Origin of the sequence: Serratia sp. TMDUHS_CL (genome assembly GCF_037137105.1) — a bacterium.
Lineage (GTDB): Bacteria > Pseudomonadota > Gammaproteobacteria > Enterobacterales > Enterobacteriaceae > Serratia > Serratia nevei.
Window position 1 is genome coordinate 43,900 of record NZ_JBBBDV010000009.1, and the last position, 12,178, is coordinate 56,077.

A 12,178-nucleotide genomic window follows, 5' to 3' on the forward strand; every position below is an offset into this window, starting at 1 on the left:
TCATCAAAATCTTTAGACACTGACTTATTCCCTTCGCTGTGCGCAAAAAACAGAACGCCCGTCCTCGCGCCTAAGGCTGACAAGCGACGGGCAGAACGAATTCGGGCCTGGCCTTCAGACGCTGAATGGCCGGGGGAGGGGCATTCTAACCTTGCGGCGGGTCGGCAACAAGATGGGGCCGTGCGAATGCGCGGCCCTTTGAATCACAGGCGCAGGAGGGTGCCTAACTTTTCAGCTTGGCGGTGATTTTTGCCACGTGCTCGCCCTGATAGCGGGCAATGGTCAACTCTTCATTGCTCGGTTGCCGCGAACCGTCGGCGCCGGCGATGGTGGTGGCGCCATACGGGGTGCCGCCGCGTACCTGCGAAACGTCAAACAGCTCTGGCGTGGCATAGCCGATCGGCACGATGATGAAACCGTGGTGCGCCAGCGTGGTCCAGGTGGAACTGATGGTGTGTTCCTGGCCGCCGCCGGTGCCGGTGGAAGAGAAGACGCTGCCTACCTTGCCGTACAACGCGCCGGAAGCCCACAGGCCGCCGGTCTGATCGAGGAAGGTGCGCATCTGCCCGGCCATATTGCCGAAGCGGGTCGGCGTGCCGAAGATAATGCCGTCATAGTCCGCCAGCTCCTGCGGGCTGGCGACCGGCGCCTGCTGATGTTGTTTGCCCCCGGCTTTGGCAAAGGCCTCCGGCGTCATGGTTTCCGGCACGCGTTTAATCGTCACGTCCACGCCGTTAACCCGATTCGCGCCTTCGGCCACCGCCTGCGCCAGGTGTTCGATATGGCCGTACATTGAGTAATAAAGCACCAACACTTTCGTCATGTTCCGTACTCCCGCTCAGATGATTAACAAAAACCCTTGATAAGCATAGAAGCGAATGACGAATTTGGTTTTGTCGAATGGCGGATTCAGGGCAAGCGCCGCAGCTTGTGCGCCAGCCGCTGTTCCTGCCAGCGGCTGAAGACATTGCGCAGCAGCAGGGTACGCACCGCCCGCATGACCAGCGCGAGGCTCATGCCGCCGATCGCCCACAGCGACCAGAGATATTGCGGATGGGTAAACCAGTTGATGGCGAACAACATCACGCCAATCACGGCGAAACGTACCGCCATGCTCAGCAGTTTGCCTTCTGCCGCGACCTGGCGACGAATGCGCTGTTCGTCAGGCGTCTCCTCCTCCATTGCCTGTTGCGGCTGCGCATTGAGATCGCTGACCTGCACGCCCAGCGCGGCAGCGATCGCGGTCAAGGTTTCCAGGCTGGCCTGTTCACCGTTTTCTATCCGCTGGACGGTGCGGGTGCTGAGGCCGGCGATCGTCGCCAGCTGCTCCTGCGACCAGCCTTTTTCCAGACGTAATGGCCTGATGCGGTACTTTTGCATGGTGCACTCCTGAGTTCGCTGTCACTGTCATTCAGTGTAGGGCGAGCGGGTTGGCGGCGCCACGACAGCGGCACGACAGCGACACGACATCCGCCGCCGGTGCGGGCCGGCGGGCGGTCAGAAGGCGACGTTGCGGATAAAACGCAGGGGCAGGTCGCCGTGGTTGGCGTAAGCGTAGCGTTGATCGCTGTTGAAGGTTTGCGCGGCGCCGGCGGTGAGCGTCAGCGTATCTTGTTCCAGCTCCAGCGTCAGGGTACCGGCAATCACGTAGATCATTTCGCTCCAGCCTTCGGCGTCCGGCGCAGAGTCATAGCGCTCGCCCGGCATCAGCGTCCATTCCCACAGCTCGGCCCGCTGCCGCGCCGGTACGCTGGCGGCGAACAGCGCCTGGCTGCCCGGCTGCGCGCCTTGCCAGGCCAATTCCCCGACCATATGGCTGCCGCGCGCCTCCGGTGCCTGGATCAGGTCGGTAAAGGAAATCGCCAGGGCGGCGGCGATCTTGTCGAGCACCGCCAGGCTGACGTTGCGATCGCCGGCCTCGATGCCCGCCAACATGCGGCGGCTGACGCCGGAAAGCTCGGCCAGCGCCATTTGGCTCAGGCCCGCCTGTTGGCGGTAGCCGCGCAGATTGCTGCTCAGGTACTGCAGCACCTTGGGGGGATCGGTTTTTGCGTTATGCGCCGTATTGCTCATCGCCGGACTTTATCTCATACTGGCAGGATCTGTGCATTATATTGCACTCAGCAGGAAGGGCAAGCCGGTGTCAGCAGCAAAAAAATCCTTTATTTCCGCCGTGGTTCCGCAAATCAGGCTGCCGGAAGCGGTGTTGATTTTCATCACCATGATCTGGGGCGGCACCTTTTTGGCGGTGCATCACGCGATGCAGGTCAGCGGGCCGTTCTTTTTCGTCGGCCTGCGTTTCGCCACCGCTACGCTGGCGCTGACCCTGTTTTCGCTGCGCGTGTTGTGCGGCCTGACCCTGTATGAACTGAAGGCGGGCGGGCTGATTGGGCTGGCGATTATGTTTGGTTACAGTATGCAAACCGTCGGCCTGCAGAGCATCACCAGCAGCCAATCGGCGTTTATCACCGCCATGTACGTGCCGATCGTGCCACTGTTGCAATGGCTGGTGCTGGGGCGGTTCCCCGGCATCATGTCGTGGATCGGCATTCTGTTGGCCTTTACCGGCCTGATGCTGCTGGCGGCGCCGAGCAGCACCGACATGACGCTGAGCCTCGGCGAAATTCTGACGCTGGCCGGCACGTTGGGCATGGCGGCAGAGATCATTTTGATCGGCGCTTTCGCCGGTAAGGTCAATATCCGCCGGGTGACCATCGTGCAGCTGGCGACCGCCTCGCTGGCTTCGTTTTTGATGATGGCGCCGACCGGTGAGTCGCCGCCGCCGTACTCGGATTACCTGCTGTACAGCGCCATTGGGCTGGGGCTGGCCAGCGCCTTGATTCAGCTGACCATGAATTGGGCGCAGCGCAGCGTTTCGCCGACGCGGGCCACGGTGATTTACGCCGGCTAACCGGTCTGGGCCGGCATCGTCGGGCGGTTGGCCGGCGAGCGTTTGCCGGGCGTGGCGTTATTGGGGGGCGCGTTGATCGTGATTGGGGTGGTGGTCAGCGAGCTGCGCGTGCGGCGCAAGGATAAAGCGGCGGTGGCGACGGAAGCGGATTAGCGCAGAGGCTTAGAAAGAAGAAAGGGGCGGAGATATCCGCCCCTTTTTGCATCATGCGGTTTTCTTCTTGCGCAGGAACACGTAAGACAGGCCGAGCACGATGAACCACAGCGGGGTGACGATCAACGCCTGGCGGGTGTCTTCGCGCAGCGACAGCAGCACCAGCACGAACACGAAGAACGCCATGCACACCCAGCACATCAGTTTGCCGGCCGGCATCTTGTAGATCGATTTCTGGTGCAGCGCCGGGCGCTGTTTACGGTAGACCAGGTACGAGCACAGGATGATGGTCCAAACGAACATGAACAGAATCGCCGATACGGTGGTCACCAGGGTGAAGACCGTCATCACGTTCGGGATCAGGTAAATCAGCACCACGCCGCCCAGCAGGCAGATGCAGGAGAAGGTGAGGCCGTTGGCCGGCACCGCGCGCTTGGACAGAGTGGCGAACGATTTTGGCGCGTCGCCTTCCTGCGCCAGCCCGAACAGCATGCGGCTGGTGGAGAACACGCCGCTGTTGGCGGAGGAGGCGGCGGAGGTCAGCACCACGAAGTTGATCACGCTGGCCGCGGCAGGCAGGCCGATCAGCACGAACAGTTCAACGAACGGGCTCTTGTCCGGCACCACGGAGCTCCACGGCGTCACCGACATGATGACGATCAGGGAGAACACGTAGAACATGATGATGCGGATCGGAATCGAGTTGATGGCGCGCGGCAGCGATTTCTCCGGATCCTTGGTTTCTGCGGCGGTGGTGCCCACCAGCTCAATGCCGACGAAGGCGAATACCGCAATCTGGAAGCCGGCGAAGAAGCCGCTGATGCCTTTCGGGAACATGCCGCCATCATTCCACAGATGGGTGAATGAGGCCACGGTGCCGGTCGGCGACTGGAACTGCATGGCGATCATCACCAGCCCGGCGACGATCAGCCCGACGATGGCGACGATTTTGATCATCGCAAACCAGAATTCCATTTCGCCGAACATCTTCACCGTCGCCAGGTTAAGGCCGAGCAGCAACAGCACGCACAGCAGCGAAGCGATCCATTGCGACAGCCCGGGGAACCAGAACTGGGCGTAGGCGGTAATCGCCACGACGTCGGCGATGCCGGTGACCACCCAGCAGAACCAGTAGGTCCAGCCGGTGAAGAAACCGGCCCACGGGCCGAGCAGATCTGCAGCGAAATCGCTGAACGATTTGTATTCCAGATTGGACAGCAGCAGCTCGCCCATGGCGCGCATCACGAAGAACAGCATAAAGCCGATGATCATGTACACGAAGATGATCGAAGGGCCGGCCAGGCTGATGGTTTTACCTGAGCCCATAAACAGACCGGTGCCGATGGCGCCGCCGATGGCGATCAGTTGAATATGTCGGTTAGTGAGGTTTCGCCGTAGATGATCTTCTGAAGCGGGCGTCGCGTCAGTCGCTATTTTAGAGTGATCTACCATCTGATGATGTCCTGTTTTACCTGTCATTAGTGAAGTCGCGAGCTCTGAAGTGGCTCTTTTTTATACATTTATCCGGTTGGCCCGGCTTTAGTAAGGTAGTGCAATAACGCCACCTTTGTGCAACATGTTTACAACATTTATACGCGGGATAAAAGTCGATCAATCTTTACACGGAGGAGGCAAATCGGACGTTCAGGGAGCGGAAGATTACTCTTCAAAAGGTGGGATTAATAGACCTTATGCGGCTTATCTCGTTGATTAAACAAAGGGTTGTAAAATTCGCATGAGAAAAAGTAATGAGTGTAAGCGTTTGACAGCGGCATTGGCGAGGAGGACAATTTATCTCGTTGGGTCGTTAGCTCAGTCGGTAGAGCAGTTGGCTCTTAATCAATTGGTCACAGGTTCGAACCCTGTACCACCCACCAACCAAATCAGCGTGTTACGCCCAGGCTTTTCTCCGTTTCTTCCCGCATTGCGCCGTTATAAGCGCGCATTCTGCAAAAAAATTCGCATTTTTCGACTGATGTTCAGAAAGGTGATCTGGCGCAAACTGCGGTGTTGCACGGCAGTTTATACGGCAAGAGAGGCTGTGCGCTGGCGCAACGTCGGCGCATGGGGCGGCCATTTGCCCAAGAATCTTTCAGGTCAAGATGCGGGGAATAAATGCGCAGCCGACATCAAGATCAGCGCCCAGGCGGCGGCCGAGAGTGCGGCGGTGGCATAGACGCGCCCCAGCGGCAGCTTCAGCATGCCGGCCATCAGCGGTACGGTATAGCGCATTACCGCCAGAAAACGCGAGGCGAACAGCAATGGCAACCCGCGCTTTTGCAGGGCGCGCTGGGCTTTGTGCAGCGGAGCATGAAAACGCGCCGGTAGCCGGCTGCCAAGATCGCGGCGGCATAGCAGCGCGCCGCAGTGGAACGACAAGATCGATCCCAGCGCGGCCCCGAGGGTGATGGCCGCCCAAACGGTGCCGACAGGCAGCGCGTGCTTGCCCGCAACGATGCCCATCAGCAGCGTGACCGAGGCGGGCGGCAGGACGGAGGAAACGAAGATCACGGATTTACCCAGCGCAAACAGGAAAATCAGCAGCAGCAACATCTCCGGCTCCGGGCTGTATTTGGCGATAATGTGCGTCAATTCATCCATTTAACACCTGTGGGCGAGGAGGCTGAATGCCAGTGTCCCATCCGCAGGTTCAATAATGGCTAAATAACGCGCCGCTATCCGGCAATCTTTGCGTCTTGCTTGCTCACGTCGGCGCGCCGGTTTTTGAGCGCCCACAACAGCGCGGCGCACAGCAGTGCAAAGGCGGCCAGCACCAGCGGCCCGGCATGCGGGCTGTGAAAACGCTGTTCCGCCTCGGTGCGGATAAGCGGGGCTAAAAAGCTGAACGCCGCGCCGAGCGTGGTGCAAAAGCCGATGCCGGCCGCCAGCGCCGGGCCGGTGAGCACCTGAGCGGGAAACGTCCAGAAAATCGGCTGTACCGCCAGGAAACTGACTGCACAACAGCTCAGTGCGGCGATAGCGAGCAAAGGACCGGCATAGGAAGAGACCACCAGCCCTAACGCCGCCGCGACCATGCAGGCGACGGCGATCGGTAGTCTTCTTGCGGGGTTTCTGTCGGCAAAGCGCGGCAGAAAATAGACGCCCAGCGCAGAGAACGCCCAGGGAATGGCGGCCACCAGCGAGGCCTTGAAGCCGAGATGGGTGCCCATCAGCGAGGCGACCTGCGAAGGCAGGAAAAACATCAGGCCGTACACGCCGATCTGCAGGGTGCCGTAGATCAACGCCAGATGCCAAACTTTGCCGCTTCTCATCGCCGCTTTGACGCTGCTGGTTTCGGTCTGCTGCTGTTCGGCGGCCAACTGTGCGACCAGCGCCGTGCGCTCTTCCTCAGTCAGAAAGCGGGCCTGCTGCGGGCTATCGTCGAGATAGAAAAAGGCGAAGACGCCGAGGGCGACGGCCGGCAACCCTTCCAGCACGAACATCCAGAACCAGCCGGGCTTACCCAGTACGCCGTGCATCTCCAGCAATGCCCCCGACAGCGGGGAGCCGAGCGTCAGGGCCGCCGGCACGCCGAGCACGAAAATGCCAATGACCGAGGCGCGCACCTTATTGGGAAAATAGATCGACGCGAGCAGCAGGATGCCGGGGTAAAACCCGGCCTCGGCGATCCCCAGCAGAAACCGCAGGACGATAAACTGTTGTTCGTTGGTCACCAGCCCGGTGCAGGCCGACAGCGCCCCCCACAGCGCAGTGGTGGCGCTGAGCCAGCGTTTGGCGCCCCAGCGATTCATCAGCAGGTTGGCCGGGATGCCGAACAGCGCATAGGCGGCAAAAAATATCCCGGCACCCAATGCGAAGGCGGATTGCGACAGCGCGATATCGATGGCCATCGCGTCCTTGGCAAAGCCGACGTTAACCCTGTCGATAAAGGCGATAAAGTACATGGCGAACATCAATGGCACCAGCCTGCGCCAGGTTTTACGAATGGCGACGTTGAGCGCAGGAGCGGCATAGGTGGTGTGATTCACTGGCGTTAACCTCTCTTCTGAGAATGACAAGCGTCGGTCACAGGACCGTCCTGATGCCGTTGCCCTCAACACGACGGTAACCACGGTTTCTTTTCGCGATCCTTAAAGGTCTAAAGGACTAATGGTCAGGCCTTTAAGGGCGAAAAAAACGCCGCGTATCGGGTCGGCAGGGTGGTGCAGACATCACCATGGTGAATGGTGTGTTGCTTTTTTGTTAACCGGAAGTTCACACAGGGCCAGGGTAGGTTCAAGCGCTTTGATCGAGATCTGTGTGCGCTATCACCGAATTGGCAACCCGGCGATAGGCCTGGAGTAGGGTGCTTTCATCTCGGGAGTGAGGACGATAAGGTGAGGCACGGCAAAACAGAATGTAGGAGCGCAACATGCTGAAGGTCATCGCTGAAGACTTTATCCAGCCGGAACACATTGAAACCGTTATGCCATGGTATCGCGAGCTGGTGGAGAAAACCCGTCAAGAACCGCTGTGCATCAGTTATGAACTGTGCATCGACCAGCAGGACCCCGGGCATTTTATTTTTATCGAAAGCTGGCCGGATCGCGCCGCCCTGGATGTGCATTGCCAGACTGAGCATTTCACCCGGCTGGTGCCGCAGATCAATCAGCATCAGCGCAAGCCTTGCACCTTCCTGTTTATGCAGGTATTTCCCGGTTTGAACGGCGACTAGATGAAAAAAGCCCCGCAGGGGGGCGGGGCTAATGGCTTCTCAATGCATTTTGTAGTGGTTAAAAAATAACCTTATTACTTGAGGCATGCTCTGAGAATGCTCCTAAACGCATTCACTAAATGAATGTATTAGGTGGGGGCTTCGCTGGCGGTTTTGATGGCGTGCAACATACGGCGCCGTATCAACCCGCTCACCAGGCGAATAGTATACCAATAGAGAATAAACCGCCGTCGGCTGGCGTCGTCGGGGCAGAAGATGCGCGTTTCCGTTACCAGGCTGCAGTGGCCGCTCGGCAAAGGGGTCACGACGTAACCCAACGCCAGTTTGGCGACGCCGGGCTGCGCGAAGGCCAGAAACCCCGGCCCGTCGGCGACGTCCTCCAGACCGTATTCGGCCTGCCAAAAGCGGCCGATCAGGCCATAGACCAGCGCCGTTTCATCCCGCTCAAGCAGGCAAAAGTTATGCAGGCCAAACGGCGGTGGGCTGGGCTTATCGCGCGGCATCAGCCGTGCAGGCAATTCGCGCAGCGCTATCATGCTGCGGAAGAAGCGATCGTGCTTGGGATCGTAAGCGGCCACGGCCGCCAGTATCTGGGCCGGCGGTGCGGCGATGGTGATGGCATGCCGCTCCGAGAACTGGTATTGCCCAAGGTATTTATTCAGCAGCGCCATGCTTTGCATTCTCCCGCCATTCGCTTTGCAGCAGAGCGAAACCGAATTCGTCGCCCCACGCGCCTTTAAAAAACACGTTTTGCCGCCAATGGGCCTCGCGCCGAAAACCCAGCTTGCCGAACAGCGCGGCGGCGCCAAGATTACGGGCGTCCACCACTGCGGTAATGCGGTGCTTCGCCAGCGGCCCGAACAGCAGGGCGATGACGGCGTTCAGTGCCTCGTGCGCCATCCCTTGCCGCTGATGGCTGGGCGCGAAGGTCACGCCCAGTTCAGCCTGGCGCCCCGCATCGAAGAAATGCACCGCGACATCGCCAAGCAACGCGCCGTCATCGCGGCGCTCGACCGCCAGTTGAAACCAGCTGTCGTCACGATTGAACTCAAGCCGCCGCTGCCGTTCGAAAAAGGCCTGCGCGTCGGCGGCGCCGTAGTCGCTCCAGCTTTGGTAGCGCGCCACGTCCGGGTGGCTGCGGTAGGCGGTAAAGTGGGGCAGATCGTCGGCCGTGAACGGGCGCAGGATCAGCCTGGGGGTCAGCAGAGGCAAAGGGCGCATTGTTTTTCCTTATCAGCGCATTAGGGTTACCGGCAGTGTAGCCCAGCGCCGAGAGGTGGGCTGCGTAAAATGAGCTGTGGCGGAAAAGCGGAAATGCCGGTTCAGGCGAACCGGCAGGGGTATTATCGGCGGGCGGCAGCCTGACGCAGGCGCTCGACCGGGCCTTGTTGAAAATCGAATGAGGGAGCTTCCTGCCGTGCCAGCCCCTGGCGCACGATGGCCTTAACCGTTTGGCTGGCGGCAAGATCTTTTCCGGCGATCTGTTCGGCGATGCGCAGTGCTTCTTCCCGGGCCGTCCCCTCGCTGATACGGGAAATGGCGCCGTGTGATAACGCCTCCTGCGCATCGACGATTCTGCCGGTCAGCAGCCAGTCGAGTGCGACATAGGGAGAAACTCGCGCCGGCAAGCGCGCGCACCCGCCTTGTGCGGCGACTAACCCGAGCCCGGTTTCGGGGAAGCTGAAGCGTGCGCCCTGGCCGGCGACGATCAGATCGCAGGCCAGGGCGAGCTCAAAGCCACCTCCGTAAGCGATGCCATCAACGGCGGCGATGATCACCTTGGCGATCTGTGCATGGATCAGCCCGCCAAACCCCTCCGGCGTGACAATGGGCAGTTCACCCTTATGAAAGGCGTTGATATCCATGCCGGCGGAAAATACCGCCGGTTGACCGGCCAGGACGATCGCGCGCACCGAGTCATCGTTATCTGCCTGCCGCAGGTAGGTGCGGATCAGCTCGGCCATCTGCAGGTTGATGGCGTTCTTTTTTTCCGGCCGATTGAGGGTGATGACCGCAACCAGCTCGCCATGGCGCTCATAAAGCACCGGGAGGGCTTCATTCATTGTTGGTCTCTCCCCGGAAAAACAGCAGCGTCAGCAGCAGGGCGATGGCGCCGAGCGGCAGCGAAAACAGCGGCAGGTAATGGGCCGGCAGCGCGTAGAGCGTCAGGCCGCCCAGCATGCCGCCCGCCGCGATGCCGGCGTACAGCACCGAGCTGTTGAGCGACACGGTCAGTGCGCCAAAGCGTTTCGACAGCGACAACAGGTGATGTTGGATCGGCACCAGATACATCCAGCCGGTAATGCCCCAGACCAGGAAGATGGCCAGTACCCACCAGGGGGAAGTGACATAAAAGGCCAGCAGGAACAGGGACAGCGTCTGGATCGCCACGGAAAACAGCAGCACGAACTTGCTGCCGAAGGCATCGGTTAGCGCGCCGGAGGCAAAATTGCCGATCACCGCGCCAATGCCGAACACCAGCAGCGCGAGGGGCAGGATCGCCTGCGGGCCGAACTGGGTGTTTTTCAGCAATACGCTGACGTAGCTATACACGATGTGTTCCGAGCAAACGGCAAAAAAGGTGATCAGCAGCGTAGTCAGCACCGCCTTTTGCCGCAGCGGAGCGAGCCGCTCTTTCAGCGAAAGCTTGCCCGGTGGCGCAATGGCGCGCAGCGCCAGCGAAAGGCCCAGCAGCGCAATCGCTCCCAGCAGGGCGATGAACAGAAAGATTTCACGCCAGCCGATCAGTTTGGCGAGAAAGGTACCAAACGGAATGCCGAGCGCAATAGCCAACGTCATACCGCCATAGACGATGGAAATGGCCAGGCCGCGACGCTTTTCCGCCACCAGCCCCACCGCAGCGGCAGCGGCCTGTGGCGTGTAACAGGCCGCCCCCAATGCCGCCAGCACTCTGCCAAACGAGATCTGCAGGTAGCTGGTGGCCCAGGCGCAGGCCAGGTTGCCGGCGATGAACAGCACCAGCGCCAACTGCAGGATATGCTTGCGGTTGACGTTACCCAGCAGCCAGGCGGTGAGGGGGGCGAACAGCATATAAGCCAGCGCGAATACCGATATCAACTGCCCCGCTTGCGCGGGGCTGACGGCAAAGGTGTCGGAAATGTCGCTGAGCACGCCGGCGACGATAAAGGCGTCGGTGCCGATGGCGAACGTGCCGGTCGCCATCAGACAAAGCGTGACCAGATGGCCGTTATAATCCGCTAACTTCATCCCGCCCTCCGCAGATCGTTCGCTGCCCAGACCCGTCCCAGCGCCGCCAGGAACGTCTCCACGTCGGCATGGGAATGCGCCGAGGTTGGCGTCACCCGCAGCCGCTCGCTGCCTGCGGGCACCGTTGGTGCATTGACCGGCTGTACGTAGATATCATGCTCATCGAGCAGCACCTGGCTGATGTGTTTGTTGCGATGGGGATCGCCGACCCGCAGCGGCAGGATATGGCTGTCGGCCGACACCAGCGGGATGCCGGCGGCGCGCAGGCCGGTTTTCAGGTGATCGACGATCGCCAGCAGATGCTTGCGCTGGGTGTCATGCTCGAGGTTGTATTTAAAACTGGCCAGCGCGGCGGCCACCACCGGCGCCGGTGACGAGGTGCTGAAGACGAATGCCGGCGCCCAACTGCGCACCGCCTCCACCACCGAGCGGGGCGCGGCGATATAGCCGCCCGCCGCACCGTAAGATTTGCCGAACCCGCCCTGAATAATGGTGATTTTATCCAGCAGGCCCAGCTGTTCGGCGTAGCCCAGCCCCCGTTCGCCATAGACGCCGGCGGAGTGGATCTCGTCGAGATAGGTCAGCGCCTGATACTGCTCCGCCAGCGCCACGATCTGTGCCAGGGGAGCAAAGTCACCGTCCATGGAATACAGCGACTCGAAGGCGATCAGCTTTGGCCGCGCCGGATCGGCGGCCTGCAGCAGTTCGGCGAGGTGTGCCACATCGTTGTGGCGGAAGATCTTTTTCTCCGCTTTGCTGTAGCGGATACCGTAAATCATCGAGGCGTGATTCAGCTCGTCGGAGAACACGATCAGATCGGGAATGGCGTCGCACAGGGTGGATAAGGTGGCGTCGTTGGCGCCGAAACCGGTGGTGAACAGCAGGGCCGACTCTTTGCCGTAGGCGCTGGCCAGCAGCGTTTCCAGCTCGCTGTGGTAGACCGAGGTGCCGGAAATGCTGCGGGCGCCGCAGGTGCCCAGCCCGACCCGGTTAACCGCGTCGGTGGTGGCCAGCAGCACTTTGGGGTGGTGGCTCATCGCCAGATAGTCGTTCGAGCACCAGACGTTGAGACGGCGCTCGCCGTGGTGCCCGTGGCTGGTGGCCCAAGGTTTGTCCTGCACGCCGCGCTCAAGGTTGAGGAACTCGCGAAAACGCCCCTGTTTTTTGGTTTCCGCCAGCTTTTCTTCAAGAATGTTCAGTACGCTCATCGC

12 protein-coding genes, 1 tRNA gene and 1 pseudogene are annotated in these 12,178 nt (G+C 60.5%); 3 read left to right on the top strand and 11 right to left on the bottom strand.

The genetic code is table 11. The features are described 5' to 3' along the window. Positions 1–223 precede the first annotated feature (223 nt). The 3 genes from wrbA to WCL58_RS16765 all read right to left on the bottom strand — a co-directional run bounded on the left by wrbA (position 224) and on the right by WCL58_RS16765 (position 2,073). The gene (gene wrbA, locus WCL58_RS16755; protein WP_049201633.1) at positions 224–823 is read right to left on the bottom strand and encodes an NAD(P)H:quinone oxidoreductase; all 600 of its coding nucleotides are present in this window, start codon (positions 821–823) and stop codon (positions 224–226) included. Between the two features lie 86 nt (positions 824–909). Beyond that, positions 910–1,380 carry a helix-turn-helix domain-containing protein gene (locus WCL58_RS16760; RefSeq protein ID WP_049272896.1) on the bottom strand — a complete coding sequence of 157 codons (471 nt, stop codon included), beginning with the start codon at positions 1,378–1,380 and terminating at the stop codon, positions 910–912. 117 nt (positions 1,381–1,497) lie between these two features. Then, complete coding sequence (locus tag WCL58_RS16765) at positions 1,498–2,073, bottom strand: helix-turn-helix domain-containing protein (protein ID WP_060440248.1); 576 nt, start codon at positions 2,071–2,073, stop codon at positions 1,498–1,500. Positions 2,074–2,140: 67 nt separating this feature from the next. Between WCL58_RS16765 and WCL58_RS16770 the strand changes: the two are divergent. Continuing rightward, a pseudogene (locus WCL58_RS16770) lies at positions 2,141–3,064 on the top strand (DMT family transporter). 51 nt (positions 3,065–3,115) lie between these two features. Here the strand turns inward: WCL58_RS16770 and cycA are convergent. Beyond that, entirely contained in the window at positions 3,116–4,516 is a 1,401-nt protein-coding gene (cycA, locus tag WCL58_RS16775) for a D-serine/D-alanine/glycine transporter (protein WP_070913933.1), read from the bottom strand. A 349-nt stretch (positions 4,517–4,865) separates the two neighbouring features. Here cycA and WCL58_RS16780 point away from each other — a divergent pair. Further along, positions 4,866–4,941: transfer RNA gene (locus WCL58_RS16780), tRNA-Lys, on the top strand. 220 nt (positions 4,942–5,161) lie between these two features. Here the strand turns inward: WCL58_RS16780 and WCL58_RS16785 are convergent. Both WCL58_RS16785 and WCL58_RS16790 read right to left on the bottom strand, forming a co-directional pair. After that, entirely contained in the window at positions 5,162–5,665 is a 504-nt protein-coding gene (locus tag WCL58_RS16785) for a DedA family protein (RefSeq protein WP_060419625.1), read from the bottom strand. Between the two features lie 74 nt (positions 5,666–5,739). After that, positions 5,740–7,053, bottom strand: coding sequence for an MFS transporter (locus tag WCL58_RS16790; protein WP_142109657.1), 1,314 nt, complete (start codon positions 7,051–7,053; stop codon positions 5,740–5,742). 383 nt (positions 7,054–7,436) lie between these two features. Here WCL58_RS16790 and WCL58_RS16795 point away from each other — a divergent pair, with 383 nt between their 5' ends. Beyond that, positions 7,437–7,739 (top strand): putative quinol monooxygenase, encoded by a 303-nt coding sequence (locus WCL58_RS16795; protein ID WP_084826462.1) that lies wholly within the window; start codon positions 7,437–7,439, stop codon positions 7,737–7,739. Between the two features lie 128 nt (positions 7,740–7,867). Here the strand turns inward: WCL58_RS16795 and WCL58_RS16800 are convergent, their stop codons facing one another. The 5 genes from WCL58_RS16800 to hemA form a co-directional block, all read right to left on the bottom strand. Then, positions 7,868–8,410: a hypothetical protein gene (locus WCL58_RS16800; RefSeq protein WP_197812656.1), complete on the bottom strand. Its 543-nt coding sequence runs from the start codon at positions 8,408–8,410 to the stop codon at positions 7,868–7,870. Further along, a complete protein-coding gene (locus tag WCL58_RS16805) occupies positions 8,394–8,960 on the bottom strand; it encodes a GNAT family N-acetyltransferase (RefSeq protein WP_149572206.1) in 567 nt (188 codons plus the stop codon). The genes WCL58_RS16800 and WCL58_RS16805 overlap by 17 nt, the downstream gene beginning before the upstream one ends. 122 nt (positions 8,961–9,082) lie before the next feature. Beyond that, entirely contained in the window at positions 9,083–9,802 is a 720-nt protein-coding gene (locus WCL58_RS16810; protein ID WP_197784619.1) for an enoyl-CoA hydratase-related protein, read from the bottom strand. Then, positions 9,795–10,967: an MFS transporter gene (locus WCL58_RS16815; protein WP_336851407.1), complete on the bottom strand. Its 1,173-nt coding sequence runs from the start codon at positions 10,965–10,967 to the stop codon at positions 9,795–9,797. The genes WCL58_RS16810 and WCL58_RS16815 overlap by 8 nt, the downstream gene beginning before the upstream one ends. After that, positions 10,964–12,175 carry a 5-aminolevulinate synthase gene (gene hemA / locus WCL58_RS16820; protein ID WP_197832769.1) on the bottom strand — a complete coding sequence of 404 codons (1,212 nt, stop codon included), beginning with the start codon at positions 12,173–12,175 and terminating at the stop codon, positions 10,964–10,966. Before hemA ends, WCL58_RS16815 begins: the two co-directional genes overlap by 4 nt. Positions 12,176–12,178 lie beyond the last annotated feature (3 nt).

Excerpts from the sequence above, each read along its gene's own strand:
- wrbA (WP_049201633.1), bottom strand. The coding sequence starts at position 823 with ATGACGAAAGTGTTGGTGCTTTATTACTCAATGTACGGCCATATCGAA.
- WCL58_RS16760 (WP_049272896.1), bottom strand. The coding sequence starts at position 1,380 with ATGCAAAAGTACCGCATCAGGCCATTACGTCTGGAAAAAGGCTGGTCG.
- WCL58_RS16765 (WP_060440248.1), bottom strand. The coding sequence starts at position 2,073 with ATGAGCAATACGGCGCATAACGCAAAAACCGATCCCCCCAAGGTGCTG.
- cycA (WP_070913933.1), bottom strand. The coding sequence starts at position 4,516 with ATGGTAGATCACTCTAAAATAGCGACTGACGCGACGCCCGCTTCAGAA.
- WCL58_RS16785 (WP_060419625.1), bottom strand. The coding sequence starts at position 5,665 with ATGGATGAATTGACGCACATTATCGCCAAATACAGCCCGGAGCCGGAG.
- WCL58_RS16795 (WP_084826462.1), top strand. The coding sequence starts at position 7,437 with ATGCTGAAGGTCATCGCTGAAGACTTTATCCAGCCGGAACACATTGAA.
- WCL58_RS16800 (WP_197812656.1), bottom strand. The coding sequence starts at position 8,410 with ATGGCGCTGCTGAATAAATACCTTGGGCAATACCAGTTCTCGGAGCGG.
- WCL58_RS16805 (WP_149572206.1), bottom strand. The coding sequence starts at position 8,960 with ATGCGCCCTTTGCCTCTGCTGACCCCCAGGCTGATCCTGCGCCCGTTC.
- WCL58_RS16810 (WP_197784619.1), bottom strand. The coding sequence starts at position 9,802 with ATGAATGAAGCCCTCCCGGTGCTTTATGAGCGCCATGGCGAGCTGGTT.
- WCL58_RS16815 (WP_336851407.1), bottom strand. The coding sequence starts at position 10,967 with ATGAAGTTAGCGGATTATAACGGCCATCTGGTCACGCTTTGTCTGATG.
- hemA (WP_197832769.1), bottom strand. The coding sequence starts at position 12,175 with ATGAGCGTACTGAACATTCTTGAAGAAAAGCTGGCGGAAACCAAAAAA.